The sequence below is a fragment of the Ruegeria sp. G2 genome, assembly GCF_056533505.1.
In genome coordinates this window covers 39,396-64,192 of record NZ_JBQFON010000014.1, presented here as the reverse complement: position 1 = coordinate 64,192, position 24,797 = coordinate 39,396, and the positions used below count along the sequence as shown (strand labels likewise).

At 55.8% G+C, this 24,797-nt stretch carries 35 protein-coding genes; 23 read left to right on the top strand and 12 right to left on the bottom strand.

The genetic code is table 11. The features are described 5' to 3' along the window. Positions 1–82: 82 nt before the first annotated feature. The 9 genes from ACR0DU_RS20070 to ACR0DU_RS20030 all read left to right on the top strand — a co-directional run bounded on the left by ACR0DU_RS20070 (position 83) and on the right by ACR0DU_RS20030 (position 4,613). The gene (locus tag ACR0DU_RS20070) at positions 83–469 is read left to right on the top strand and encodes a FlgB family protein (RefSeq protein WP_480877020.1); all 387 of its coding nucleotides are present in this window, start codon (positions 83–85) and stop codon (positions 467–469) included. An 11-nt stretch (positions 470–480) separates the two neighbouring features. After that, a complete protein-coding gene (gene flgC, locus ACR0DU_RS20065; protein ID WP_480877017.1) occupies positions 481–867 on the top strand; it encodes a flagellar basal body rod protein FlgC in 387 nt (128 codons plus the stop codon). 12 nt (positions 868–879) lie between these two features. Next, positions 880–1,170 carry a flagellar hook-basal body complex protein FliE gene (gene fliE / locus ACR0DU_RS20060; protein WP_480715901.1) on the top strand — a complete coding sequence of 97 codons (291 nt, stop codon included), beginning with the start codon at positions 880–882 and terminating at the stop codon, positions 1,168–1,170. 3 nt (positions 1,171–1,173) lie between these two features. Beyond that, positions 1,174–1,446, top strand: a complete 273-nt coding sequence (locus ACR0DU_RS20055; protein WP_010442496.1) for a flagellar biosynthetic protein FliQ — start codon at positions 1,174–1,176, stop codon at positions 1,444–1,446. Then, positions 1,446–2,156 (top strand): flagellar hook-basal body complex protein, encoded by a 711-nt coding sequence (locus tag ACR0DU_RS20050; RefSeq protein ID WP_480877012.1) that lies wholly within the window; start codon positions 1,446–1,448, stop codon positions 2,154–2,156. Before ACR0DU_RS20055 ends, ACR0DU_RS20050 begins: the two co-directional genes overlap by 1 nt. A 21-nt stretch (positions 2,157–2,177) precedes the next feature. Then, a complete protein-coding gene (gene flgG, locus ACR0DU_RS20045) occupies positions 2,178–2,963 on the top strand; it encodes a flagellar basal-body rod protein FlgG (protein ID WP_480715903.1) in 786 nt (261 codons plus the stop codon). Beyond that, on the top strand, positions 2,963–3,376 hold the full coding sequence (gene flgA, locus ACR0DU_RS20040; RefSeq protein ID WP_260023689.1) for a flagellar basal body P-ring formation chaperone FlgA: 414 nt from the start codon (positions 2,963–2,965) through the stop codon (positions 3,374–3,376). The genes flgG and flgA overlap by 1 nt, the downstream gene beginning before the upstream one ends. After that, positions 3,376–4,107, top strand: coding sequence for a flagellar basal body L-ring protein FlgH (flgH, locus tag ACR0DU_RS20035; protein ID WP_010442500.1), 732 nt, complete (start codon positions 3,376–3,378; stop codon positions 4,105–4,107). The genes flgA and flgH overlap by 1 nt, the downstream gene beginning before the upstream one ends. Positions 4,108–4,253: 146 nt before the next feature. Then, the gene (locus ACR0DU_RS20030) at positions 4,254–4,613 is read left to right on the top strand and encodes a flagellar basal body-associated FliL family protein (RefSeq protein WP_480877007.1); all 360 of its coding nucleotides are present in this window, start codon (positions 4,254–4,256) and stop codon (positions 4,611–4,613) included. Between the two features lie 54 nt (positions 4,614–4,667). Here the strand turns inward: ACR0DU_RS20030 and ACR0DU_RS20025 are convergent, their stop codons facing one another. From ACR0DU_RS20025 to ACR0DU_RS19990, 8 genes are all read right to left on the bottom strand, one after another. Next, complete coding sequence (locus ACR0DU_RS20025; protein WP_480877004.1) at positions 4,668–5,027, bottom strand: hypothetical protein; 360 nt, start codon at positions 5,025–5,027, stop codon at positions 4,668–4,670. Beyond that, positions 5,027–6,112 carry a flagellar type III secretion system protein FlhB gene (gene flhB / locus ACR0DU_RS20020; protein WP_480877001.1) on the bottom strand — a complete coding sequence of 362 codons (1,086 nt, stop codon included), beginning with the start codon at positions 6,110–6,112 and terminating at the stop codon, positions 5,027–5,029. Before flhB ends, ACR0DU_RS20025 begins: the two co-directional genes overlap by 1 nt. Further along, positions 6,109–6,882, bottom strand: coding sequence for a flagellar biosynthetic protein FliR (locus ACR0DU_RS20015; RefSeq protein WP_480876998.1), 774 nt, complete (start codon positions 6,880–6,882; stop codon positions 6,109–6,111). Before ACR0DU_RS20015 ends, flhB begins: the two co-directional genes overlap by 4 nt. Continuing rightward, entirely contained in the window at positions 6,879–8,903 is a 2,025-nt protein-coding gene (flhA, locus tag ACR0DU_RS20010) for a flagellar biosynthesis protein FlhA (protein ID WP_480877123.1), read from the bottom strand. The genes ACR0DU_RS20015 and flhA overlap by 4 nt, the downstream gene beginning before the upstream one ends. A 69-nt stretch (positions 8,904–8,972) precedes the next feature. Continuing rightward, positions 8,973–9,650: a lytic transglycosylase domain-containing protein gene (locus tag ACR0DU_RS20005; protein ID WP_480876996.1), complete on the bottom strand. Its 678-nt coding sequence runs from the start codon at positions 9,648–9,650 to the stop codon at positions 8,973–8,975. A gap of 72 nt (positions 9,651–9,722) precedes the next feature. Then, on the bottom strand, positions 9,723–10,151 hold the full coding sequence (locus ACR0DU_RS20000) for an Lrp/AsnC family transcriptional regulator (RefSeq protein ID WP_170473559.1): 429 nt from the start codon (positions 10,149–10,151) through the stop codon (positions 9,723–9,725). 56 nt (positions 10,152–10,207) lie between these two features. Further along, the gene (locus tag ACR0DU_RS19995) at positions 10,208–11,527 is read right to left on the bottom strand and encodes an MFS transporter (protein ID WP_480876992.1); all 1,320 of its coding nucleotides are present in this window, start codon (positions 11,525–11,527) and stop codon (positions 10,208–10,210) included. Positions 11,528–11,530: 3 nt separating this feature from the next. Beyond that, positions 11,531–11,788 (bottom strand): metal-sensing transcriptional repressor, encoded by a 258-nt coding sequence (locus ACR0DU_RS19990; RefSeq protein ID WP_480457625.1) that lies wholly within the window; start codon positions 11,786–11,788, stop codon positions 11,531–11,533. Between the two features lie 133 nt (positions 11,789–11,921). Here ACR0DU_RS19990 and ACR0DU_RS19985 point away from each other — a divergent pair, with 133 nt between their 5' ends. The 7 genes from ACR0DU_RS19985 (at position 11,922) to ACR0DU_RS19955 (ending at position 16,700) form a co-directional block, all read left to right on the top strand. After that, positions 11,922–12,536, top strand: coding sequence for a ribonuclease D (locus ACR0DU_RS19985; RefSeq protein ID WP_480876989.1), 615 nt, complete (start codon positions 11,922–11,924; stop codon positions 12,534–12,536). Further along, positions 12,533–13,495, top strand: a complete 963-nt coding sequence (locus tag ACR0DU_RS19980) for a KpsF/GutQ family sugar-phosphate isomerase (protein ID WP_480876986.1) — start codon at positions 12,533–12,535, stop codon at positions 13,493–13,495. Before ACR0DU_RS19985 ends, ACR0DU_RS19980 begins: the two co-directional genes overlap by 4 nt. 4 nt (positions 13,496–13,499) lie before the next feature. Continuing rightward, positions 13,500–14,108 (top strand): LPS export ABC transporter periplasmic protein LptC, encoded by a 609-nt coding sequence (locus ACR0DU_RS19975; RefSeq protein ID WP_170546741.1) that lies wholly within the window; start codon positions 13,500–13,502, stop codon positions 14,106–14,108. 3 nt (positions 14,109–14,111) lie between these two features. Further along, positions 14,112–14,603: an LptA/OstA family protein gene (locus ACR0DU_RS19970; protein ID WP_010442513.1), complete on the top strand. Its 492-nt coding sequence runs from the start codon at positions 14,112–14,114 to the stop codon at positions 14,601–14,603. Further along, positions 14,603–15,361 (top strand): LPS export ABC transporter ATP-binding protein, encoded by a 759-nt coding sequence (gene lptB, locus ACR0DU_RS19965; protein WP_170473598.1) that lies wholly within the window; start codon positions 14,603–14,605, stop codon positions 15,359–15,361. Before ACR0DU_RS19970 ends, lptB begins: the two co-directional genes overlap by 1 nt. A 252-nt stretch (positions 15,362–15,613) precedes the next feature. Next, entirely contained in the window at positions 15,614–16,177 is a 564-nt protein-coding gene (hpf, locus tag ACR0DU_RS19960) for a ribosome hibernation-promoting factor, HPF/YfiA family (protein WP_010442515.1), read from the top strand. A gap of 58 nt (positions 16,178–16,235) precedes the next feature. Further along, positions 16,236–16,700, top strand: a complete 465-nt coding sequence (locus ACR0DU_RS19955; protein WP_170473601.1) for a PTS sugar transporter subunit IIA — start codon at positions 16,236–16,238, stop codon at positions 16,698–16,700. Between the two features lie 582 nt (positions 16,701–17,282). On the opposite strand, the gene dalA is transcribed toward ACR0DU_RS19955, so the two are convergent. Continuing rightward, on the bottom strand, positions 17,283–17,798 hold the full coding sequence (gene dalA / locus ACR0DU_RS19950; protein ID WP_029622094.1) for a divisome-associated lipoprotein DalA: 516 nt from the start codon (positions 17,796–17,798) through the stop codon (positions 17,283–17,285). A gap of 169 nt (positions 17,799–17,967) precedes the next feature. On the opposite strand from dalA, the gene ACR0DU_RS19945 reads away from it, so the two are divergent. Together ACR0DU_RS19945 and ACR0DU_RS19940 are read left to right on the top strand one after the other, a co-directional pair. Next, positions 17,968–18,567 carry a L,D-transpeptidase gene (locus tag ACR0DU_RS19945; RefSeq protein WP_010442519.1) on the top strand — a complete coding sequence of 200 codons (600 nt, stop codon included), beginning with the start codon at positions 17,968–17,970 and terminating at the stop codon, positions 18,565–18,567. 139 nt (positions 18,568–18,706) lie between these two features. Beyond that, the gene (locus ACR0DU_RS19940; RefSeq protein ID WP_010442520.1) at positions 18,707–18,889 is read left to right on the top strand and encodes a hypothetical protein; all 183 of its coding nucleotides are present in this window, start codon (positions 18,707–18,709) and stop codon (positions 18,887–18,889) included. A gap of 76 nt (positions 18,890–18,965) precedes the next feature. Here ACR0DU_RS19940 and hemH read toward each other — a convergent pair whose 3' ends face one another. Together hemH and ACR0DU_RS19930 are read right to left on the bottom strand one after the other, a co-directional pair. Continuing rightward, entirely contained in the window at positions 18,966–20,015 is a 1,050-nt protein-coding gene (gene hemH / locus ACR0DU_RS19935; protein WP_480876980.1) for a ferrochelatase, read from the bottom strand. A gap of 55 nt (positions 20,016–20,070) precedes the next feature. Beyond that, positions 20,071–20,901 carry a methyltransferase domain-containing protein gene (locus ACR0DU_RS19930; protein WP_480876977.1) on the bottom strand — a complete coding sequence of 277 codons (831 nt, stop codon included), beginning with the start codon at positions 20,899–20,901 and terminating at the stop codon, positions 20,071–20,073. On the opposite strand from ACR0DU_RS19930, the gene ACR0DU_RS19925 reads away from it, so the two are divergent. From ACR0DU_RS19925 to ACR0DU_RS19905, 5 genes are all read left to right on the top strand, one after another. Then, the gene (locus tag ACR0DU_RS19925) at positions 20,882–21,646 is read left to right on the top strand and encodes a double zinc ribbon domain-containing protein (RefSeq protein WP_480876975.1); all 765 of its coding nucleotides are present in this window, start codon (positions 20,882–20,884) and stop codon (positions 21,644–21,646) included. The two genes, ACR0DU_RS19930 and ACR0DU_RS19925, sit on opposite strands and share 20 nt — an antisense overlap. A 37-nt stretch (positions 21,647–21,683) precedes the next feature. Next, positions 21,684–21,941 (top strand): glutaredoxin 3, encoded by a 258-nt coding sequence (gene grxC, locus ACR0DU_RS19920; protein WP_010442524.1) that lies wholly within the window; start codon positions 21,684–21,686, stop codon positions 21,939–21,941. Beyond that, on the top strand, positions 21,941–22,771 hold the full coding sequence (locus tag ACR0DU_RS19915) for a carbon-nitrogen hydrolase family protein (RefSeq protein ID WP_480876971.1): 831 nt from the start codon (positions 21,941–21,943) through the stop codon (positions 22,769–22,771). Before grxC ends, ACR0DU_RS19915 begins: the two co-directional genes overlap by 1 nt. Before the next feature lie 15 nt (positions 22,772–22,786). Beyond that, the gene (locus ACR0DU_RS19910; protein ID WP_010442526.1) at positions 22,787–23,227 is read left to right on the top strand and encodes a MarR family winged helix-turn-helix transcriptional regulator; all 441 of its coding nucleotides are present in this window, start codon (positions 22,787–22,789) and stop codon (positions 23,225–23,227) included. Between the two features lie 91 nt (positions 23,228–23,318). Then, positions 23,319–23,951 (top strand): hypothetical protein, encoded by a 633-nt coding sequence (locus ACR0DU_RS19905; RefSeq protein WP_480876968.1) that lies wholly within the window; start codon positions 23,319–23,321, stop codon positions 23,949–23,951. 74 nt (positions 23,952–24,025) lie between these two features. Here ACR0DU_RS19905 and ubiG read toward each other — a convergent pair whose 3' ends face one another. Further along, complete coding sequence (gene ubiG, locus ACR0DU_RS19900) at positions 24,026–24,772, bottom strand: bifunctional 2-polyprenyl-6-hydroxyphenol methylase/3-demethylubiquinol 3-O-methyltransferase UbiG (RefSeq protein WP_480876965.1); 747 nt, start codon at positions 24,770–24,772, stop codon at positions 24,026–24,028. Positions 24,773–24,797 lie beyond the last annotated feature (25 nt).

Here is a 24,797-nt window from a genome sequence, read left to right as displayed (position 1 = left end):
GTCCTCCAATTTGCTTCTGAAAACGGTTTCTAAAGGAATCGGGGTTAAGCCTTGATTGAAATTGATCGAGGGAGAAGCCCCGATGTTCTCTGACCTGAACGTCTTTAAAACAGCGTACGCAATGGCAACCCATGCCGGGCAACGGCAAGCTGTCATCTCGCGCAACATGGCCAACGCCGATACGCCGGGATACAAACCCCGCGATATCGAGGCCTTTCAGACAACATTTGAAAACACGGGCCGGGAGGTGGCGATGACGGCAACCCGTGCCGGCCATTTGCACGGAGATCCGCACCAACAGCCCTGGGCCGAGTATACGGCCACCGAAACAGGCGACCCAAACGGCAACGGTGTTTCACTGGAAGAAGAAATGCTGAAAGCCGTCGAGGTCAAACGACAGCATGATCGTGCCTTGGCGATCTACAAATCTTCAATCGGCGTACTGCGCACCAGCTTGGGCCGGGCGTAAGGGGGATCAGGATGAGCGACTTTTCCCATTCCCTGAGTGCGTCGGCGAGCGCCCTGCGGGCGCAAGCTGCACGGCTGCGTCACGTCTCTGAAAACATTTCGAACGCGGATACGCCGGGTTATCGGCGCAAAACAGTCCCGTTTGAGACGGTCGAGAGTAATGGCAAAGAAATGGTGCGGACCGGGCGGGTCAAACTCGATCGCCGCGATCTAACCCAAATCTACGATCCCAGCCATCCAATGGCGGATGCAACCGGCTACTACCGCGGCTCCAACGTCGATTTGATGATCGAGATCGCCGACGCCCGTGAGGCGCAACGCAGCTACGAAGCCAATCTCAAGATGTTCGATCAAACCCGGCAGATGTCGTCGAGTTTGATGGACCTTCTCCGTAAATAAAGGAAACCCAGAATGGATATCCGCTCAGTTACAGCCGCGCAGAACTATGCTGGCGCGCGTCCCGCAACGCAGGCCGATCCCGATCATCAAGGAGCCGCACAAGGCTTGCGCGCCACGTTTCAGGATTTTGCCGCAACGCTGAAACACAGCGAGCAGGTGGCGCAATCTTCGATGGTAGGGCAGGCCGATCCGCACGCTTTGGTTCAGGCATTGGCACAAACCGAACTTGCGGTGGAAACGGCTGTGATCGTTCGAAACAAAGTCGTTGAAGCCTATCAGGAAATCCTGCGGATGCCGGTCTGAACTATGCTGAGCGAAGGTCTGTTCTACGATATTGTCCGTCAGGCGCTCTGGGTTGCGGTCATCACGTCGGTTCCGATTTTGGCCGTGGCGCTGATTTCGGGCCTTACCGTGGGTCTGTTCCAAGCGCTGACCTCGGTGCAGGAGATGACGCTGACCTTCGTGCCCAAACTGATCGCCATCGTCGTCGTTTTTTGGATGTCGATGGGGTTCATGACCCAGACCCTTGTCACCTTCTTCATCGGGACGCTGATCCCGCTTATCGCCGGAGGCCGCTGATGGACACCGCCTATGTCACACTATCCCGCCAATCTGGCCTAATGAACGAGATGCGGTTGGTCGCCAACAACATCGCCAATGCCAACACGACCGGTTATCGCCAGCAAGGATTGGTGTTTTCAGAGTTTGTTCGGGATTTGCCAGGCCATCCTTCGCTGTCGCTCAGCCGCGCCCAGGTGCGAAACACCTCGTTGCAACAAGGCGTTCTGACCGAAACGGGTGGCTCGTTTGATTTCGCCGTCGAAGGCGATGGGTTCTTCATGATCGAAACACCAGCGGGAAATCGTCTGACCCGGGCAGGCAGTTTCTCTCCAGGCGTCGAGGGCGACTTGCTAACAATGGATGGATATCGCGTTTTGGATAGCAATGGCGCGCCGGTCTTTGTTCCGCCGGATACCGCAACGATCGATGTTGGCAGCGACGGTACTCTAAGTGCCAACGGACAACTGTTGGGTCAGATCGGGGTCTATAATGTTGCGAACCCAGAAAATCTGGTGCGCGAGGGTAAAACACATTTTCGACCCGCTGGGCAGATTGATCTGGTCGATGAACCGATTGTGCTGCACCGCTTTCTCGAAGGCTCAAACGTCAATGCCATCGGTCAAGTCACACGAATGATCGAGGTTCAACGGGCGTATGAACTTGGGCAGAGCTTTCTCGAGGCCGAGGACGAACGCGTTCGTGGGGCGCTCAAAGCGCTGATGCGCTGATCACCTGAAGGAGAAATTCAAATGCGTGCTTTGAAAATAGCGGCAACAGGCATGACCGCACAGCAAATGCGGGTCGAGACGATCTCGAACAACCTCGCGAACATGAATACAACGGGCTACAACACGCGTCGGGCCGAGTTTGCCGACTTACATTATCAACAGATGGCGCGTGCCGGTGCCGTGAATGCCTCTGACGGGACGGTTCTTCCGACGGGAATCCAACTGGGGTTGGGCGTACGGCCTGCCGCGGTCACGGTGCAGTTGGAACAAGGCGGGCTTTCGGCAACCGGCAGTGATCTGGATGTCGCAATCGAGGGGCGCGGTTATCTTGAGGTGACATTGCCCAATGGCCAGTCTGCCTTTACCCGTGACGGCAGTCTGAAACGATCAGCCGAGGGGCTGATTGTAACATCCGACGGGTTCGCAGTCGCCCCAGAAGTCACCATTCCAGACGATGCCAGATCGATCTCGATCAACGCCGCAGGCGAGGTCTATGCCTATTTTGACGATACCGCTGAGGGCCAGTTGTTGGGAGAATTTACACTGGCCAGCTTTTCGAACGCCAAAGGTCTTGAGGCCGTAGGCAGTAATCTTTTCAAGGAGACTGAAGCCTCGGGCGCTCCGGTTGTCGGGACGCCGGGCGAGGACGGGCTGGGAACCCTGCGGCAGGGCTATCTTGAGGACAGTTCGGTCGACGCGGTGCGTGAAGTTACGGAGCTGATCGAAGCCCAGCGCGGTTACGAGATGAACGCCAAGGTTATTTCCGCCGTCGATCAGATGATGGGCGCAACCACGCAGGTGCGGTGATGCGGTTTCTGATCCTGATCCTGTGTCTGACGCCATACGCAAGCATGGCCGAGATTGTCGTACCGATCCGGACGATCCGCGCCAAAGAGGTGATCGTTGCATCTGATCTGGAGATCAAAGCTATCGAGGTCAAAGGAGCGGTTCGCAACACTGAGATGTTGGTCGGTCAGGAGGCACGTGTTGCGCTTTATCCCGGACGTCCAATTCGCCCCGGTGATATCGGCCCGCCTGCCGTCGTGGACCGAAACGATCTGGTCACGCTGGTTTTCGATCACGTCGCGCTGTCAATCACCGCTGAAGGTCGTGCCTTGGGTCGGGGTGCAGTCGGAGAGCGCATTCGCGTTATGAACCTGGCGTCCCGCACCACTGTAGAGGGCGTTATCCGCCCGGATGGTCAAATCGAGGTCAATTAATGCCAAGCCTTTCTAAATCCCTGTTGTTTGTCGTTCTAAGTGTCTCGGCCTGCGGCCGTCTGGACCATCTGGGTAAACCGCCGAGCCTAACGCCAAACACTGAATCGCCCGAGCATGTCGCGATGCTGTGGCCGGGGCTTCCCTTGCATAGCCAGCCGCGGCGCACGGTCGACCAATCCTCGTTGTGGAGCGGTGGACAGCATTCGCTGCTGGGGGATCAGCGGGCAATGAAAAAGGGTGACATTCTGACCGTCGTGATCGAATTGGATGAAAAGGCGGAGATATCCAACGATACCAACCGCTCACGCGCCGGATCGGAAAGCCTTGCCGTCCCCGATCTGTTTGGGTTGCCCCAGCGCGCGGGCGAACGGCTGCCAGAAGGGGCGTCACTTGATGAGGCTGTGTCGATTGACTCGGCTTCCGTCAGCAAAGGCAAGGGGTCGGTCAAACGCAAAGAAAAGCTGACCTTGCGGGTGGCGGCAACAGTTACCGACGTACTCCCTAACGGGGTGCTCTCGATCTCGGGCTCGCAGGAACTGCGGGTGAATTTTGAACTTCGTGAACTGCTGGTATCGGGCTATGTCCGCCCCGAAGATATCTCGCGCCAGAATGAAATCACTTATGACAAAATCGCTTCTGCGCGTGTCTCTTATGGTGGCCGGGGTCAGATTACGGATGTGCAGCAGCCACGCTATGGCCAGCAAATCCTGGACACTTTGTTGCCGTTCTGAGGGTTAGGTTTATGGGGAAACTGTTGCCAATTGTTTTTCTGGTGGTGGGCTTGGCCATGGGCATCGGGGCAAGGATGGCATTCGCGCCCGCAGAGAAAATTACTGATAATGCTGAGGTTGAAAATAAAACCAAAAAGGGAAGGGATATGAAATCCGAACCCGGAAAAGATGATGCGCCAGCAACTCATGAGTATCTGAAACTCACCAAACAATTCGTGGTCCCTGTAGTTGCCGAGGACGAGATTTCAGCATTGGTCACCATGTCTCTTAGCCTTGAAGTGCGTCCCGGGATGGCCGAGGCGTTTTACGAGATCGAGCCCAAATTGAGAGACCGTTTCCTGCAGGTCCTTTTTGATCACGCCAATACTGGCGGCTTCGACGGGGCCTTTACACACTCTGACAACCTTGCTGCATTGCGTACGGCATTGTTGGAAGTGGCTAAAAAGGATCTGGGGCAGGATGTATCGCAGGTTCTGATTATGAGCGTTAGCCGTCAGGATACCTAAACAGCATTGCTTGGAGACTGTCCAAGCTCCCCCTTGCCGATACACTGTTTTGAGTTAGCGCCGCCTGTGCTCTTGCAGCCGATGTGTCAGCTCTGCGACGGCCTGCTTTCGCCCAAACGCGTCGCGCAAGCTGTCTATCGCAGCAAGTTTTTGCGAACGTAGTTTTGCTAACTCGATATTCAGATCTCGTCGTGTGGATTCTTCCCAACTGTGCCAAACGAGGTCCGCTCCGGTAATCTGATAGCCCTTGGTCAGTGAGTTCTCAGACTTCACTTCGACCGATTGAGCCTGAAGGAGGGACAATTGCCGAAGTACCTTGGCCTCATGTTGCAGCAAAGGGCCAAGCTTTTGGTGTTCTCGCTGAAATACCGCTTCGGCCACACTCGATAGACTTTCTATGTGATCTCGTTTCATCAGACCTGGCCCTTTGCCTTTTTGCGCATGGATTCGGCAAACCGAATAGCTGCAGCGACCGGGCGATAATATTCTTCGGTAATCTCCTGTCCGATCTGGACCGTGGCGTGTATCGCCCTCGCAGTCGGCGGGTCAGAGTGAATAGGCACGCCTGCCGCCCCGGCGGTTGAGCGAATGGTCGCAGCGATTTCGTCAACACCTTTTGCAACGCAGACCGGTGCGCTGCCGGTCGCGCGAGACCACTTCAAAGCAACGGCAAAATGGGTCGGGTTGACGATCACAACATCGGCTTTGGGAACCTTTGCCATCATCTGATTGGTTGCAATGTCCTGTGCGCGCTGGCGCCGTTGTTGTTTGATATGCGGATCACCTTCGGAATCTTTGGTCTCGTCCTGGATTTCCTTGCGCGACATTCTGTTTTTGCGCAGGTGTTCTGCATGCTGCCACAGATAATCGACAACACCGATCGCCAATGCAATCGTGATGACGATGAACAGAAAACGTGTGAGCAAACTTATCATCAATAAGATTGAGGATCGTGCGGGCGTCGCGCTCGCTGTTAGAATCTCAGGCAAATTGGCGCGTAAAAACAGGGCTACGCAAGTGCCGTAGATCAACAATTTCACAAAGCTTTTGGCAAATTCGAAAAGGCCACCCCGGCCAAATTTGTTCTTTGCATTTGAAATGATCGAAATCCGTGAAATGCGTGGTTTCAATTTGTCTGGAGCAAAAATTAGTGCGCGCTGTGCAATGAGGCTGAGCAATACTGCGGCAGCTGGCAAAACGAACAACACTGCGATCGGGGATAGTGTCGATTTCAAAATACCGGCGACTGTGGAGGTGGCTGGACCGACGGTCACCAAACCTGCGAATTGGTCTGACTGGTCGATCAGCACTAATAACAGATTACCAAGTTGTTCAGCCATATACGGGCCTGCGACCAATAGTGCGGCAAGCAAACCAGCATATGCGGCGACCACCGACAGGTCATTGGATTTTGCGATTTCACCCTTTTTGCGGGCTTTTTCAAGCTTTTGTGGTGTGGCCTCAAATGACTTGTCGCTGTCGTCCTCTGATGCGCTCATCGCAGACCTCGCAGCGGGTTTTGAAGAAAGTCGAACAACGTGTCAGACCAGGTTGACAGGATAAATGGGACCCCTGCGAACAGTAGGAACAAGCCCGCGAATGTAATTGCCGGTGCACCAACAAACGCGACCATGAGTTGCGGCATTGCCCGGTTGATCACACCGAGGGTGAGGTTGTAGATCAGCGATGCAACGACAAATGGCATTGCCAACGCGAAAGCCAACCCAAAGCTGCGCGCAATTTGTATGATGCCCCAAGGTGAAAAGTCGGGTGCCGCTGGCAGGACCCCCATGGGGAATAGCATGTAACTGTTAATCATGAATTGTGCGGCGCGTATATGCAGGCCCAGCAACATTGCCAGCGCCAACCCGGCCAATGTCAGCAGATAACCCATGGCCGGGACGGGCTCGGTAGCTGCGCCGCCCAGAATCTGCGACAGTGACGTAGCTTGCGCCGCAATCGACCCAGCTGTTTGCAGGGCAAGCACAAACAAGCGCAACCCGATGCCGAGCATAAGGCCAATCAGGATTTCAATGCCGATCAATCCTGCCATGTTGGGCAAATCCGGGACTATTTCCGCGGAAGGGATCGCAGGTACGATAATCAGCGTGAATACGACCGCGACCCCAAGTTTTACCCGCGTCGGAATACTGCGCTCACCGAATGCGGGTAACAGTGAAACCATGGCAGATACGCGAAGAAACACGGCGAACAGATGCCACAGGTTTTGCCCAACAAGCGGCAAAAGTTCTGCCGGGGCTGAACTCACGCGGGTACCGTTCCAACCAAGGCCGGCCGCGCCTCCAGCCCGATTTCTTCAAAAGACAGAACAGGGTTTGCAACGCCGCGTGCTTGCATGATGGTTCTCAGTAGTCGGCGGCGCCGGGTCGAGGTGACAACAGCTGGGAACAACCCGTGGTCGGCAGATTGTGCAACGCTATTGACGACCCCATCAGCGAGCTTGTTGAACAGATTTGGTGGCAGTGCCACATCCAACCCGGCATTTGGGGCGTCGATCTGGTAGGTGGCGAAAGTGTCCTCCCACTCGGGCGCTAGCTGGATCAATGGGATCGATCCGTCCTCGCGCTTCATGTCAGAGACCAACTGAAAACCCAACCGCTGTCTAACCAATTCGCAAATCCCTGCGGGCTGAGTTGTGGTCAGGCGCGCTTCGGCCACGCTTTCAAGGATCAGTGCCAAGTTGCGGATCGAGACCCGCTCATCAAGCAACAGCCGCAGGACTGCATGCAGTGTGTCGATTGGCACTTTGTCGGGGATCAGTTCGTCCAGCAGCTTGCGGTTGGCCTCTGCCCGAGTCGGATCGCTGAGCCGCGTCATCTCGGACAACAGGCGGCGTAGGGATTTCAGGGTCAGCAAGCGTGAGAAATTCTGTTTGATGATCTCAAGCAGATGGGTCGCAAGGATTTCCGGGGGGGTGACGATTGTGGCCCCATTGAGTGCTGCGACCTCCTGATCTTTGGGTAATATCCAGCGTGCAGGAGCCCCATAAACGGGTTCAGTCACGTCCGTGCCGTCGGGTAGAAAATCGTGCCCTTCTTGCACCAGAGCAAGCACAAGTTCAGAGTTTAGAACACCACGAGCCTGTTCGACCCCCTGCACTTTGATCACATAGGTGCCCGTCGGCAGGTCCGCGCGGTCGGTCAGACGTATCTCGGGCAGGATCAGGCCAAAGCTCGATGCGACATAGGTCCGCATATTGGCGATCCGTGCATCAAGGCCGGTACCAGGATTCAACACCATGCTGACCAGGTCGGGTGCGAATTCAAGATGTACATCATCAAGGTCCAGGATGTCTCCGATGGCTTGCGAGACCGGTGTGTCAGCATCGACCACTTGCGGTTCGGTCTCGGCTTCTTCGCTTCGTTTCCGGATACCGGAGTATGCGGCATAGCCTAGAACCCCCGCCCCCAAAATAAAGGGCAGAAACGGTAAGCCGGGAACCAACGCAAACAGAGCCATCAGAACTGCAACCGTCCCCAACGCTGCCGGGTGGCGTCCAAGCTGCGAGAATATCGCGTTGTCAGTCGCGCCTTGCGTACCGCCGCGCGCCAGCAGCAAAGCCGAGGCGATCGATATGATCACCGCTGGAATCTGCGAGACCAACCCATCGCCAACAGTCAGGATGGCATAGGTCTCAAAGGCCGATGTGACTGGCATCCCATGCACGATAACACCCATGACCAGCCCCATCACGAGGTTAAGCAGCGTGATCAGCAGCCCGGCGATGGCGTCACCTTTGACGAATTTTGACGCCCCGTCGAGCGAGCCGAAAAAGGTGGTTTCCTGTTGTTCGCGTTCACGCCGTTCTTTGGCTTGCTGGTGGTCGATAGCTCCGGCGGACATGTCGCTGTCGATGGCAAGCTGTTTGCCGGGCATTCCGTCCAGTGCGAACCGAGCGCCGACTTCGGCCATGCGCGCCGCACCCTTGGTAATGACCATGAAGTTCACGATCAGAAGCACGCCAAACACCACCAGCCCCAAAAATATGCTGCCGCTCATGACGAATTGGGCAAAGCCCTCGATCACGTCGCCAGCCGCATTGGTGCCAGTATGCCCCTGCCCAATAATCAGCTTGGTCGAGGACACGTTCAGCGACAAACGCAGCATCAGTGAGGCCAGCAGGATCGTCGGGAAGGATGAAAAATCCAGAGGCCGTTCGATGAACAGGGTCAGGGTGAAGATTAGGATCGCCAGAGCAAATGAGGCGGCCAACCCCACATCCAGCACCCAGGCGGGCATTGGCAGGATCATCATGACGATGACCGCCATCAACGCTAATGCCAGCAGAATGGTCGGAGAGAACAAGGTGCGGGGATCGATACGGGGCACGGCCTGCTCCTAGTTAAACGTAATGAAGGCGGTGCCAGTGGTGGTATCGGGCACCAGAGACCCCAGCGCTTTCTGTTCGGCCGGATGTGCGCTCAAGGGTATGAGCGGAGCTGCCGCAGCTGTGAATGGATCGCGTCGACTGACTAGGGGCGATCCGTTCAATTGCGCCAATACAGTCTGAAAGCGGTCTGAATACGCCGCTGCGCGCTGGTGGGTCCGCGAATGGTAGGCCCCGGCAGCGGCAGGCCATGATCCAAGCTCCGCATAGAGCTGGGACAGAAATCGAGCTGCGTAAGCGGCGTTTTCGTCCGGATCGAACATTGCATCGATCGAGCGAAAGGCCTTGCCGTGCCAGCGGTAATTAATCTGGAAGCATCCCACATCAAAATTGCGAGTGCCGGATTTGAAGATGTCGAACACGTAAGATTTTGCTTCGACCTCAGAGGCGAACCAATAGCCTTGCCCCTCGCGATTGACGGTCCAGGGCCAAGGTTCCAGTCTACCGTCCAGCGTACGGCCTGTTTCGACCCGAGCAATTGCCCTGAGGACGTCAAGAGGAACGCCCTCGGCCTGAGCTGCGCGGCGCGCGGCGTGATCGCACAGCGCGGCTGTCGATGTTGCATGTCCGGTGTGGGCTAGAAAGACATGCGCCAAAAGCGCAGCAATGAGAAGTTTATGAATTGGCATTCTGCCGGTCCGGGATTCTGGTCAGTCCCTCTCAAGCTAGCCAATTATCTGTTTACAGAGGGTTAGCGCATCTCAGTTTCGATCAATCTTACGGCCGAAAACAACGCTGGTGTTAGTGCGCAAAACACCGGGGATGCGCGCGAGCTCGTCAACCAGAATATCAAGGTCCTCGATTCGTGGGGCTTCGGCTGACAGCAACAGGTCAAACTCACCATTGATCGACAAGCACAGCTTCACCTCGGGATAGGCTTCAAGCCGTTTGATGATGCGCGTGGTTTCCTTTTGCTGCACTTCTAGCAGCACAACGATCTGTACCTTCGGAGTGTCTTCGTTTTCTCGCAGCACGACGGAGTAACCAGCAATGACACCTCGCTCTTCCATGCGATTAATGCGTTCATGCACAGTTGTCCGGGCAACACCCAGCATTGCCGCGATGCGCGTAGTCGAGTCGCGCGCGTTGTGTTGGAGAGCGGCGATGATGCGTCGGTCAAGCTGGTCCATGCGGTCTCCGGGATGAGGCAGGTGTGTCCGGGTTTAAGGTAGATGCCGGGCAAAGCTCAAGGTTCATGAGGAATGCGAGGGTGCAACTCGTCAATGATGATCGGATGGGCATGCGGTTTGGGTCCAGCGAGATGCGGATGATCCGGCGGCAGTTCCGGATGGTTGTGGACCACAGATTTTGCGTCGGTGCGAGGCCAAACCCTCATCACGAAGATAAGGCCCAAAACGGCAGCGGTGGCCATCCCGGCCATGGCGACCGTCGAACCAAACCAGGTCATCAGCGACCCGGCTAAGGGATACAGCACCAACCAGCAGGCATGAGACAGTGTGAATTGAGCGGCGAAGACTGCCGGGCGATCTTCGGGATGTGCAGATCGGGTCAGCAGGCGGCCCGATGGTGTCAGTGTGCTGGAATATCCAAAGCCAACCAGTATCCAGATCGCAGTCAGCACGCTTAGAGTCATCGGTATGGTAGCGGTCAGAATAGCAGCCACCGCCATGGTTCCGGTTGCCATTGCGGCACCACTCAGCATGACACGCCGATCAGGGATCCGATCCAGCAGGCGTGGCAGCGCGAACGCGGCCAACATTGAACCACCACCAAAACCGGCCAGTGCAATGGCAACAGCGCTTTCAGACAAGTCGAGATCACCACGCACGATCACCACGGTATTAACGATCACCATCGAACTGAGGGCCGCTGCGCTCCAGCTCAGAGCCAACAGGCCACGTAAGCGGGGGGTGTTGAGGTATATTCTGATACCACGGGTGGTTCGGTCATAGATGCCGCGTGGTTTTTTCGGTTTTGGGGAAGGCAGTGTTGCAGACACCACAAGCAGGGCGGAAGCGACAAAGCCTATGCTTGTGCCCAGGAACAGACTGTCGAAACTGACGATCAATAAGAGTGCGGCGGCCAGTATCGGGCTTAGAAGACTTTCCAGATCGTATGCCAGACGCGACAGAGACAGGGCTTTGGTATAGTCCTGTTCGTTTGTCAGAACGTCGGGAATCGTCGCCTGAAAGGCCGGAGTGAACCCGGCAGAAGCCGATTGCAGGACGAAGATCAGCACATAGACCTGCCAAATTTCAGTGACGAATGGCAAACACAGAGCGACGATTGCGCGCACGATGTCCAATGCCACAAGCATTCTACGCCGGTCCAAACGTTCGGCAAAGGCTGCGGCAAGAGGAGCCACAGTGACATAGGCTACCATCTTTATGGTTAGCGCGGTGCCTAGAACCAACCCTGCTGAATCTCCGGCCAGATCAAATGCTAAAAGCCCCAGCGCCACTGTCGCCAGACCGGTGCCTGTCAGGGCCACAATCTGGGCAGCGAGCAGATGCCGATAGGTGCGATTTGTCAGGACGCTGAGCATTGGTCAGAGGTACTTGGTTATGGTTTTGAAGTCTTCGATGGCAGTCTGATCCGCTTCACCAGACAGGCAGTGATCAACATGATCATGGATCAGCACGCGCTTTGCGTTTGTGATAGCTTTCTCCACCGCAAAAAGCTGCTGAGCGATGTCAGCGCAGGGGGCTTCATCTTCGAGCATGGTGATCACCTTGGCCAAATGCCCGTGCGCGCGTTTCAGGCGCGCGGTGATCTGCAGGTGAGAATTATGAGTATGGGATGTCATGGCGTATCCTTATCCCCCCCATAGGGATATTGTCAAGATAGTCGCGACGCTGTCGCCGCGCGCGTGCCGAGGACGTTGAGTTTGGCTGCGAAACCTCCTATCTCGGGGTCGAGACCGCACAAAGGAAGTCGGCGTGGCGAATTACCTCTATAAAAACGATCTGCCCGGAGGGTTGGATATGGGCCCGGTCGTGGCCATCGATTGCGAAACCATGGGGCTGAACCCGCACCGGGACCGGCTGTGTGTCATCCAGATGTCGGGTGGGGATGGAAACTGTCACATCGTTCAGGTCGAAAAGGGTCAATCATCAGCTCCGAACCTCTGTGCGATGCTTGAAGACCCCAATGTGTTGAAGCTGTTCCATTTTGGCCGCTTCGATATTGCAGCCATGTATCATGCGTTCGGTGCGCTTGCAGCGCCGGTCTATTGCACTAAGATCGCCAGCCGGTTGGTGCGCACCTACACCGACCGCCATGGCCTGAAGAACCTGTGTCAGGAATTACTGGGTGTCGATATCTCGAAACAGCAGCAAATGAGCGATTGGGGTGCGGACACCCTGACCGATGCTCAGCTGGACTATGCTGCATCGGATGTATTGTATCTGCACCGCCTGCGCGATGCGCTGGACGGTCGGCTTGCCCGTGAAGACCGTACCGAGATGGCACAGGCCTGTTTTGAGTTCCTCCCGACGCGTGCGAAGCTTGACCTCGCAGGCTGGCCCGAAACCGATATTTTTGCGCACTCATGACCGATATTGAGTCCTTTTTGAAAACTGCACGCCAGGTCATCACCGATGAGGCCCGTGCCTTGGACGTCCTTGCCGAAGGCTTGGACGAGCATTTTGCCGAAGCTGTGCAGCTGATCCTGCAGGCCACAGGCCGCATCATCATTAGCGGTATCGGTAAATCCGGGCATATCGGCCACAAGATCGCGGCGACCTTGGCTAGTACCGGTACGCCAGCCTATTTCGTCCACCCGGCCGAGGCCAGCCATGGTGATTTGGGCATGGTCTCGAAAGGGGATGTGGTTCTGGCTATCTCGAACTCAGGTGAAGCGCCGGAACTTGCCAATCTGCTGGCCTTTACGAGGCGTTTTGGAATTCCGCTGATTGGTCTGTCCAGCAAGCCCGAAAGCACGTTGATGAAGCAGGCTGACGTGCACCTGCTTATTCCATCGATGGGAGAAGCCTGCGGATTTGGTATGGTTCCCTCGATCTCGACCACTCTGACACTGGCGATGGGCGATGCGCTGGCGATTGCGCTGATGAAATACCGCGATTTCAGGCCTGAGGATTTTCGTGCCTACCACCCAGGAGGCAAACTGGGGGCGCAATTATCTACCGTGCGCGATTTGATGCACAAAGATATGCCTCTGGTAACTGCCGGTACTCCGATGAGCGAGGCACTGCTGGTTATGAGCCAGATGAGCTTTGGGGTCGTTGGCGTTACTGATGAGGCCGGATGTTTGCTGGGCATTATCACGGATGGTGACCTGCGTCGGAACATGGACGGGCTACTGAACAAAAACACCACCGAGGTAATGACCGAAAATCCTCTAACCATCGCGCCAAACGCAATGGCAGAAGAGGCGGTTGCGATCATGAATGATCGCAAGATCACTTCTCTTTTTGTGGTGGATCCCGAGACCAATGGTCCGACATCGGGGCTGTTGCATATCCACGATTGTCTACGTGTGGGGCTGGGTTAGGGAAATGGCCGAAGTGGATCGCCATTCCCGTTGGGTGCAGTTTCTGAAAGTTCTGCTACCACTGGCGGCGATTCTTATATTGTCCTCTGTGTTTTTGCTGTCCCGCAGCATCGACACCAATGTGTCGGTGCCCTTCAGTGATCAGGATATTGGAGAGCGACTGACAGATCAGGTCGTTACCCGCCCCGACTACAAAGGTGTAACCCGCAAGGGCGAAGGGATTCGGGTCGAGGCTCGTCGTGCCAGCCAAAGCGGTGAACTAGAAACCCCAACGGCGTCTGAGGTTCAGGGGCGATTTGAGTTGAGCAGCGGTGGCGAGATTACACTTGAATCGAATACAGGCATGATCCGGCCAGACAAGGGCACCGCGACATTTGTGGGCGATGTAGTCATCACGACGGCGGATGGTATTCAGGTAACGACTGATCTTTTGAATACATCTTTGGATGAAATCCGCGGCGACAGCCCAGGTCAGATTGACGGAACGGGTCCGATTGGCGACTTTACCGCAGGGCGAATGATTTTTGGGACTGTAAAAAAGGACGGTCCGGTCCATATTCTTTTTACAGGCGGCGTGAAGCTGATATACGAGCCGCAAAAAGCAGAAAGATAACTTGTGTTCGATTTACGTGTCGCCGTTTTGTGTTGTGCCATCGCAGTTGGGGCCACGCCTGCATTTGCGCAGGAGGCTCAGGTGGCATTTGGATCGGTCAACGCTGACCCGACCCTGCCGGTTGAAGTCACGTCCGAGACTCTGAACGTAAATCAGGAAGACGGCTCTGCCGAGTTTATCGGCAACGTGATCGTCATACAGGGTGAAATGCGCCTGACCGCAGATCGCGTTCTTGTCATATATAACGAAGAACGTTCGGCCATTGATCGGATGGAGGCGACGGAAAATGTCGTTCTGGTCAGTCCACCTGACGCTGCCGAAGGTGATTGGGCGGAATACACCATCGATTCCGGTGTGATCGAAATGAAGGGCAATGTGCTGCTGACTCAGGGGCCCAGCATTATCAGCGGTGATCAGATGATCGCAAATCTGACGTCCGGAACCGCAACGATGTCGGGGCGCGTCAAGACGATCCTGCAGCAAGGTGGCAACTGATGAACCGTCCCGAATTGTCCATCGCTGAAGGCTCTTCCGGTCTGAAAATCGAGAAGCTGCGCAAGTCTTATCGCAAGAAGACCGTCATCCGTGACGTGTCTATGGAGCTGAACCGATCTGAGGTCGTGGCGCTGCTGGGGCCGAATGGATCGGGCAAGACCACCACGTTCTATTCCGTCGCAGGGCTGGTTTTTCCCGAGGCAGGTACCGTGACCATTGACGGGCAGAACGTCACGACTCTGCCAATGTATCGCCGTGCGCGGTTGGGTATTGGTTATCTGCCACAGGAAATGTCAATTTTCCGCGGTATGAGTGTCGAGGACAATATCGCCTCGGTTCTGGATATCACGGTCAAACACGCTCATCGCCGGAAAGAGCGGCTTGAAGAGCTGTTATCGGATTTCTCGATCGAACATCTGCGCCGCGCGCCAGCGCTTGCTCTCTCTGGTGGAGAGCGGCGCCGGGTTGAGATCGCGCGCTGTTTGGCTGCCGATCCGAATTATTTGCTGTTGGACGAGCCCTTTGCAGGGGTCGATCCGATCAGTGTCGGTGATATCCGGCATTTGGTGGCTGATCTGAAGAAACGGGGTATCGGGGTTTTGATCACGGATCACAACGTCCGGGAAACGCTGGAAATTGTGGATCGCGCCTACATTCTGCATGATGGTCAAGTTCTGATGTCCGGCACCCCAGACGAGGTGGTGGAGAACGAAAATGTGCGTCGGGTCTATCTGGGCGAAAACTTCCGTATTTCATAAGATTACGCGGAAATGCGCCGGGCGCATGGCGGAAATCTCGCATAAACACATCTGTTTTGATTGACTCTCCCGTCGTCCCTTGCATCAATTGGGACATGGCATTGCTTCGGTTCCAGTCAGGATCTCGATGTCCCTTCTTGGAAGGGCAGGATCAGCGGCAACCGCAGAAAATGCCGATACCCCCCACCCGATAAAAACAAGTCAGTCGCGTTACGCGGCGTCAGAATGGGTGTGAATTGTGAAGGAGATCACATGCGTTACCAAATCAGCGGAAAACAGATCGACATCGGTGCGGCGCTGCAGACCCACGTGCAGACCGAACTGGGCGAGGTCGTGGGCAAATACGCCCAGCGACCGACTGACGCCAACGTCGTCTTTTCCCGTTCGGCGCATGAATATGTATGCGAAACCACTGTGCATCTGTCGACTGGCCTGACCGCTCAGGCTAAGGCTCATGCAACCGAGATTTATGCGGCGTTTGAAGGCTGCTGTGACAAGATGGAGACACAACTGCGGCGTTACAAACGGCGCCTCAAAGACCACCATAAGGATCGATCCGAGCCGGTTGAACTCTTTGGCGCGTCCTCTTATATCCTCGCCTCTGACGAATCGAACACGGCGGATGAACCCGAATCGCTGCAGCCAATGATTGTGGCTGAGATGGAGACCAAGATCCCATCGCTCAGTGTTGGGGAAGCTGTTATGCAAATGGAACTTGCCGGTGCCCCGGTGCTGGTGTTCCGGAATGAGAACAAGGACGGATTGAATGTCGTATATCGTCGTGAGGACGGCAATATTGGCTGGATTGATCCGTAACAGGCAAGAATAGTCGGAACGCCCCCTCGCAGAGGGGGCACGGCTTAGGAGCAGATTGATGGAGCTTTCGAGTATTCTAAAGCCCGAAGCGGTGCGTGTATTGTCCGCTGCGTCCAGTAAGAAGCGATTGTTTCAGGAAATTGGCGACGTAGGTGCTGCGACGCTTGGGCTGGATGCGCAGGCCATCGTTGAAAGCTTGCTCGAGCGGGAGAGCCTTGGCCCGACTGGCGTTGGCCATGGTGTTGCGCTTCCACACGCTCGGTTGTCGGAACTGGAATCGGTCTCGGGTGTGTTTGTCATGCTCGAGAAACCCATCGACTTTGGCTCGGTCGACCGTCAGCCTGTTGATCTGGCGTTTTCGCTGTTTGCCCCTGAAGAAGCCGGGGTCGAGCATCTGAAGGCGCTGGCGCTAGTCTCGCGCACATTGCGTGAGCAATCGGTCTGCGCGAAGTTGCGGGCAAATCCTGATCCGGTAAAGCTGTATGCTATTCTGACCGAAGCTCAGTCGATGCAAGCGGCTTAAGGTACTAAGAAACGAAGAATGCGTTGAGCGACGGCAAGGTAATCATCTTTGGCGCCGCCTTTTGCGGGCAATACACGGCTGATCAGTCCAACTAAAGATGATCCCAAAGAAAACTGAATATGGCGGCTAGGTAGAGGCCGGCGATCACATAGATTTTGTGTCCTTCATCCACCCATTCCTGCATTGTTAATGTAAAGCACTTTAGGCGACATGCGTCGTGCGAACCTGTAAACTCGCCGCCGAGCATCAGGAATGTCGCGATTCCGCCGAACAAAATCAGCGATATCCATTTTCTGTTTTGTCTGGGTATCTTAATTCGCATTGGGATTGCTTAGAGGAACACGATGGATATCACCGTGAACTATGTCACGCTTTAGCAGATGCCGAGTAAGCAGCGTTAAAACCCAATGCAAGTTGCTATCCAACGCCACCACCTTTTTCGGATTGCCCTCTGTGCTCACTCATTATTTTGACCAAAATAGCGTCTCTGAAATGACAGCACCCTCGCAAAAGTCTGCGAGGGTGCTCGTTTCGCAAGGGTGATAGACAGTCAAAGGTTCGTTCGGCCTGCGACCGGAATACTCAGCCGCCGGTGCCCATCTCCAATGTCCACCAGATTTTACCGCCTTTTTCCTGATGCCAGGCAAAGCCCATCTGTGTGGCTTTAGGGTCCATTATTACCGCGCGCGATCCAGGTTCCTGCATCCAAGCAGCTAGCGTTTCCGTCTCGGTCTCATAGGTCTCCGAGATCGCTTCGCCCAGGAAGGTGCCATAATACCCAACCCGCGAAGCCCGATCCAGGGGGGAAGACCCATCCGACCCAAAATGCCAGGGCCGATTTTGGCGGGCCATGTCCTTCGAGTGAGTCTCGGCGGCTGCGTTCAGCTGTGCGTTCAACTGAACTTGCTGCAAACCCGAGGCTTGCCGCAGTGCGTTTACTGAATCCAGCATCCGGAACTGCAACTTCTCTGGGTTGCCGCGGATTTTATAGACGCTCGGCAATGGCCTGCCATCTGCACCAAGAGTTGTCGTACCCGAATCAGTACATGCGGCAAGTGCGACTAAACAAATCGCTAGAAGAGAAAGAATACGTGTCATGATGGGCCTGAATTTAGTGTCGACCACGGAAATAGCCTGCCTGAGCGCCCAGAGCAAACGTTCAAAGGTCCAACCTTGCGTGATTCTGCCGGTTTGATTTGCGACTGAAGCATTCTGGCCATAAAATATCACAGAAATTGCATTTACCCATAACAAAGGACCGCACAACATGGTCAAGAAAACTCTTTTGTCTCCGACGCGTCGCGGCTTTCTGGCGGCTGCCACCGCCAGTTTGGCTTCGCCTGCGTTAGCCCAATACATTCCCGGTGATCCGTTGCGCCCTGCGCCCGAACCTGAGCCTCAGGTACGACGCAATGTATCCGGATTCAGGGCGTTGGATTGGCAGCCTTACTTTTCCAATACCAGAAACGGGGCCATTCTAGTCGATACGGTATCCCGAGCGCTGCATTATTGGTCAGATGATCAATCCGTATACAAACTGTACCCCTCGTCAGTGCCATTGACCGAAGAACTGACCCGTCGTGGGCGCACCAGTGTCATTCGCAAAGTCGAGGGTCCAAGTTGGTCACCGACGCCATCGATGAAAAAACGCAACCCCGAATGGCCTGATTACATCCCGCCGGGGCCCGATAACCCATTGGGAACGCACGCTTTATATCTGAGTTGGAAATATTATCGCATTCACGGCACCCATGATACACGCAAAATCGGCCGTCGGTCTTCGAACGGGTGCATTGGTTTGTTCAACGAAGATATCGCTGAGTTGTTCTCAATGGCCAAGGTTGGCACGCAAGTGTTGCTAATTTGACGACATTTTCGCGCACGAACCTGCCATTTACGTAAGTTGCAATTGCAATCCATGGGGATAGCTGATTAGAAAAACTCACGAGGTAAGTCTTAGATGTGCGGTTTCGCTATTGGGAATCGCGCAAATTCTGGAGGTTAATATGAAGAAACTCGTTCTCGCTGCTGCTCTGACTGCTGCTGCTTCGACCGCATATGCTGGCAACCTGGAAGAGCCGGTTGTTGAAGCACCTGTTGTTGTCGAAGAAACCCAAGGTTCGTCGCAGGGCATCATCCTGCCGCTGATCCTGCTGGTTGTAGTTGCCGCAGCTGTTGCAGCAAGCTAAGTCGACGAGACTTTATCAATTTAAAAAGGCGGTGGTGCAAACCACCGCCTTTTTTTGTGCTTGGTTAAGTGGGCCGTCATTCCAACCAGCCGCGCAAATTGTCTTGGATCACCTTGCTCAGTGCCGCGATATGCGAATCATCATCGTTGAGGCACGGGATATAGGTGAACGATTCGCCACCCGCATGTTCGAAGCTTTCCTTGATCTCTTCGTTGATCTCTTCCAGCGTTTCGATGCAGTCGGCAGAGAATGCAGGCGCGATAACGGCGATATTTTTCTTACCTGCCCGAGCAAGATCGGCCACATGATCGACGGTGTAGGGTTTCAGCCACTCTTCCGGCCCAAATCGCGATTGGAAGGTTGAGACAAGCTGGTCATCTGACCAACCCAGACGCTCTTTCAGAAGTCTTGAGGTTTTGACGCACTGGCAATGGTAGGGATCACCTTGCTGCAGATAGCGTTCCGGCATGCCGTGATAGGAGCAGACGAGAACATCCGGTTTGGTCTCCATCACTGCATAGACCCGCTCGACCGAACTTGCCAGTGCGTCGATATAAGAGGGTTCATCGAAATAGGCCGGCACAGTCCGGCTGGCCGGCTGCCAGGCCTCTTTCATCAATGCACGGAAGAACTGATCATTCGCTGTGGCGGTCGTAGCCCCGGCATATTGCGGGTAGAGCGGGAAGAAAAGGATGCGATCACAGCCTTCTTCCACCATCTGGCGCACCTTTGAAGGGGTCGAAGGATTGCCGTAGCGCATACAGAATTCGACAATGACCTGATCGCCGTACCGTTCGTGCATCGCCTCGCGTATCTTGGCGGTCTGGTCCTTGGTGATCGTCATCAAAGGGCTTTCACCCTTGTCGTGATTCCAGATCGACTTGTACGCTTCGCCCGAACTGAAAGGGCGTTTGGTCAGGATGATGCTTTGCAGAATGGGCTGCCATTTCCAGGCTGGATAGTCGATCACGCGCTTATCCGACAAAAATTCGTTCAGATAACGCCGCATGGGCCAATAGCTATAATCGTCAGGTGTGCCCAAGTTGGCCAGCAGGACACCGACACGTCCCATTTTAACCTTGGGGTGCTCTGCGGGCGCGTGGGTAGGACGAGTGGCATCAAACATGTGAAGCTTCCTGAATTTATGTGTCTGGCCTGAGATAACGGGAAAAGGCCGGTCGTCAATCGGGCAGTTTGCCCTCATCCGTGCCCAACGCATCGGCAAGGCGCATTTGGGCCGATCCCGGACGCAAAGGTTTGGGCTGACTGTCATCAGGGGACCAGCCTGTCAGGCAGACCAGTTCGTAAGTTCCCCTCAAACGGCCTTGGGAGGTTGTGAAATGAGCGGCATAGATTTCCTGCGCTTTCTCGAAAACAGCCCGCCGGGTCGGTTGTTTCAGACGATCTTGCAGCGCATTGGTTTCTCCCATCGCGCGCAAATCATGCATCAGATGGTTAAGATCGCGGTATTCGGCAGATAACGTTGCCTTGTCTGCAACGGGCAAAGCCAAACCAGCCCGTTGCAGCAACGCGCCCAGATCACGTAATTCTGCCATCGGTGCAATACGCGGGCTTAGACCGCCCGTAACCTCAATCTCCGCCTGACCCAGTGCCGCACGCAATTCCTGAAGGGTGTCACCTCCCAAGCAAACGACCAAGAGCAAACCATCGGGCTTCAACGCACGATGGCATTGGATTAATTGGCCAACCGGGTCGTTTGCCCAATGCAACGCCATCGCGTGTATCGCCAGGTCATGCGCGCCTGGCGTCAGGTCCAGAACCTCATCATCCAGGACGATCCGGGTCTCGGTCCATAACTCTTCCCAGATGTGTGGGAACGGGGTCACGACGACAGGCGCCTTAAAGATTTTATTAACCATCGATAGACGATCCTGCACCTCGTCAACGGCGGCGCGATGCAGAAACAGCGCCTCATCCTGCGCGCGGCTGCGGTGGAGCGCGAGGGCAGCGCGGTCAAACAGAGAGGGTGCAGTGTCGGACGGCAGTTTCATAAGCCGCAAGTATCGCATTCGTCAGGGGATTCAAACCGTTGTCGAGATGATCTATCCCCCGCTTTGCCTTTCATGCGGTGCGCTGACCGAATCCGACTTCGGCCTCTGCGGTCCATGCTGGCGAGACACACCATTTATCGGCGGCTCAGTTTGCGAAAGTTGCGGCGTGCCGGTCCCCGGCGCACGGGATGGGTACAGAATCGAGTGCGACGACTGCCTCACAAGGCCGCGCGCTTGGCAGGACGGTCGGGCAGCTCTGTTGTATCAAGGGGGCGCCAGATCTCTGATACTGGCGTTGAAACATGGGGATCGTACGGAATTGGCGCGCCCGGCTGCGCGCTGGATGGCACGAGCCGGGTCCGAAGTGTTTCGCCCCAACATGTTGATCACGCCAGTCCCGCTGCATTGGTCCCGAATGATCCGCAGGCGATATAACCAATCCGCACTGCTTGCGCATCATCTGGGTCAGGAAACGGGTCTGGCCGTATGCCCTGATCTCTTGGTTCGAACCAGACGCACGCCTGTCCTGGATGGCAAAACAGCGGTTGAACGCGCGGCAGCACTCGCCGACGCCATAGCTGTACATCCGAAACGGGAACGTATGACACAGGGCCGTGATATTCTTCTGGTCGATGACGTTATGACCTCGGGTGCGACACTGGAGGCCTGCGCGCGTGTCTGCCGTGCTTCAGGAGCAAATCATATTTTCGTGTTGGTACTGGCGCGCGTTGCCAAGGATGCCTAATTCGCCCAAGAATGTGCGAAACCCAAAGGGATGGAATATGAAGCCCGTAGAAATCTACACCTCGCCGCTGTGCGGCTTTTGCCACGCTGCCAAACGGTTGTTGAAGCAGAAAGGCGTCAAGTTCTCGGAAGTCGACGTGCTGATGCATCCCAAACGCAAACCCGAAATGATTCAGCGGGCGGGTGGGAAACGCACTGTGCCGCAGATTTTCATCGGCCAAACTCATGTTGGCGGTTGCGATGACCTCTACGAGCTTGAACGTCAGGGCAAGCTGGATCGTCTGCTCGCGGCCTGATGCAGACCGCTCTGCTGCAAATCAACTCGTCGGACGACCCGGTCCAGAATCTGGACATGGTGCGCGCCATGATGGCCGAGGCTGCAGAGCGGGGTGCGGGCTTTCTCCTGACGCCCGAGGTGACGAACTGCGTCTCGACCAGCACCACGCGGCAGCGCGAAGTTCTGCAGCATGAAGAGGATGACATCACCCTGGCTGGCCTACGCAAGCAGGCCGCTGATTTGGGTGTTTGGCTGCTGATCGGCTCTTTGGGGATCAAGACCCACGATGCCGATGGCCGCTTTGCCAACCGTAGCTTCATGATCAACCCGCAGGGGCAGATCGTGGCGCGATACGACAAGATCCACATGTTTGACGTGCAGGTCAGTGAGACCGAGACGTTCCGCGAATCGAAGAACTATCGCCCCGGCGAGAATGCCGTGATCGCAGATACGGATTTCGGGAAAGTTGGTATGACGATCTGCTATGATATCCGCTTTCCGCATCTTTATGCAGCGCTGGCGCAGGCTGGTGCGCAGATTCTAACCGTCCCGGCAGCGTTTTCGCCGGTCACAGGTGCTGCACATTGGGAATCCCTGCTGCGCGCGCGGGCGATTGAAACCGGCTGCTGGGTGCTTGCCCCGGCGCAGGCTGGCGCGCATCCAAAGACGCGCGGCAAGACCCGATATACCTATGGCCACAGCATGGTCGTGGCCCCTTGGGGAGAGGTCGTCATCGACGCAGGCACCGATCCGGGCATTCACTTTTTCGAATTGCGTGATAGTTCTGTGTCCGAGGCGCGCCGACGCGTGCCCTCATTGACCCATGTACGGCCTTTCAAAGGTCCCTGATCCAGAACCGGGCTTATGACGGACGAGAAAAATGCCCTGGCGGTCACGCTGTTCAGCGAAATCCTGACCGCCGACCAGCTATTGCGCAACCGGCTCAGCCGGGTGCTGCCCAAGGGCATGGAAATCTCACATTTTTCGGTGCTGAATCATCTGGTCTTTGTCGGAGACGAGCGCAGCCCGGCGCAGCTGGCCAACACGTTCCACGTGACCCGAGGGGCGATGACCAACACTTTGGCCAAGCTGGAATGGGCCGGATACATTCACATACGCCCCGACTGGGACGATGCCCGCCGCAAAATGGTCGCCATCAGCCCCGCCGGTCGCCGCGCGCGCGATCAGGCGATTTCCTCGATTGCCCCGCTGATCAACCGCGTGGTCGGAGAGCTGGGGCTGGAGCGCGTCCGCAGCACGCTGCCGGTGCTGCGGGATTTGCGGTTGCAGTTGGAGGGGGAGTAGGGTTTCTTCCATTTGATTGATTTGATCAAGCGGAGGATCAACCTCGGCGGGAAGAATTAGGTTGAGATTTTATATAGTTTTATTCGCTGTCATGGCCGTTGCGTTGACCGGCTGCGCCAAAAAAGCGGACTGGCATCAGAAAATGGTGCTGTATTTCGATACGCCTAACGGTCCCATGACCGCGTCGAGCGTTATCCGCGTGGATTTCACCGGTGCTATGGAATGGGCTGGCGATCTGGATCATGATCACACTGACCTGACAGGTGAAGCAGTGGTCGCTGATCTCGGCGGTCGGTATTTGTTTGCGTTGATAGAAGAAGACGCAGGCAGGATGATTGTGCGTACGCTGCCTCCAGACAAAAAGGGGCAGTCATTTAAAAGCTCTATTCGCTGGATTACAAAACAGACCGAGCCCTTAGATTTGCACATGAAGCTTTGGCCGCGAATGGTGACTTACAAAGATATTAACGACCCGAAGTCGGTTCAGCTTGTCAGTCCTGAAGATATCGTGACGAAATTTGGTGAAGGTTATGCGCTCAAGAAAGTTACAATTCAGTCGACTAACGAACCGGTGACTGGAGGCCGTGTGGAAGCGGTGTTAGGTGAGGGCTTCTTTAAGGCTGGAGCTGCAACGAGAAAAGCGGCTCTGGCGCGCGCGTCCAATGACAAATATTTCTATTCGATTGCTGCCGAGTTGACGCGAGACAAATTCATTCGAAGATAACAGCGAGAATAGGAAGGGTGCTTGCACCTATCGCGCCCGATTTGTCGTCGGAAATATGGGTGCAAGCACCCATCCTACCCCGGCTTCACACTCGCCGTCACGTAATTCACGCTCAGATCCCGGTCCGAGATCGACCAGCTCAACAGGATCGGGTTGAAGACGAACCCCTTGCGGTCCACCGGCTCCAACCCGGCCTGGCGCAGCAGGTCGAACAGCTCGTCAGGCGTGATGAACTTGTTCCATTCATGCGTGCCGCGCGGCAGCCAGCGCATGATGACCTCGGCCCCGAAAATGGCCATCGCATAGGATTTCGGGTTGCGGTTGATGGTCGAACAGATCAGCAAGCCGCCGGGTTTCAGCAAATGCTGCGACGCGGTCAGAAAGCCCAACGGATCGGCCACATGCTCGACCACCTCCATGTTTAGCACCACGTCGAATTGCTCGCCCGCGGCGGCCATGTCCTCGGCGGTGGTGTGGCGATAGTCGATCTGCAAGCCAGACTGCTCGGCATGGATGCGTGCGACGGGCAGGTTGCCCTCGGCGGCGTCGGCCCCCACGACCTCGGCCCCCAAACGGGCCATCGGTTCGCTCAGCAGCCCGCCGCCGCAGCCGATATCCAGCAGGCGCAGGCCCTCGAACGGGTGCGGGGCCTTAAGATCACGGTCAAATTCGCCCGCAATCTGTTGGGTGATATAGTCCAGACGGCACGGATTCAGCATGTGCAAAGGTTTGAATTTCCCATGTGGGTCCCACCATTCGGCGGCCATCGCCTCGAATTTTGCGATCTCGGACGGGTCGACCGTGTTCGGATGCGCTTGCATTCCTGTCTCCGTGTGCTCTTTTACG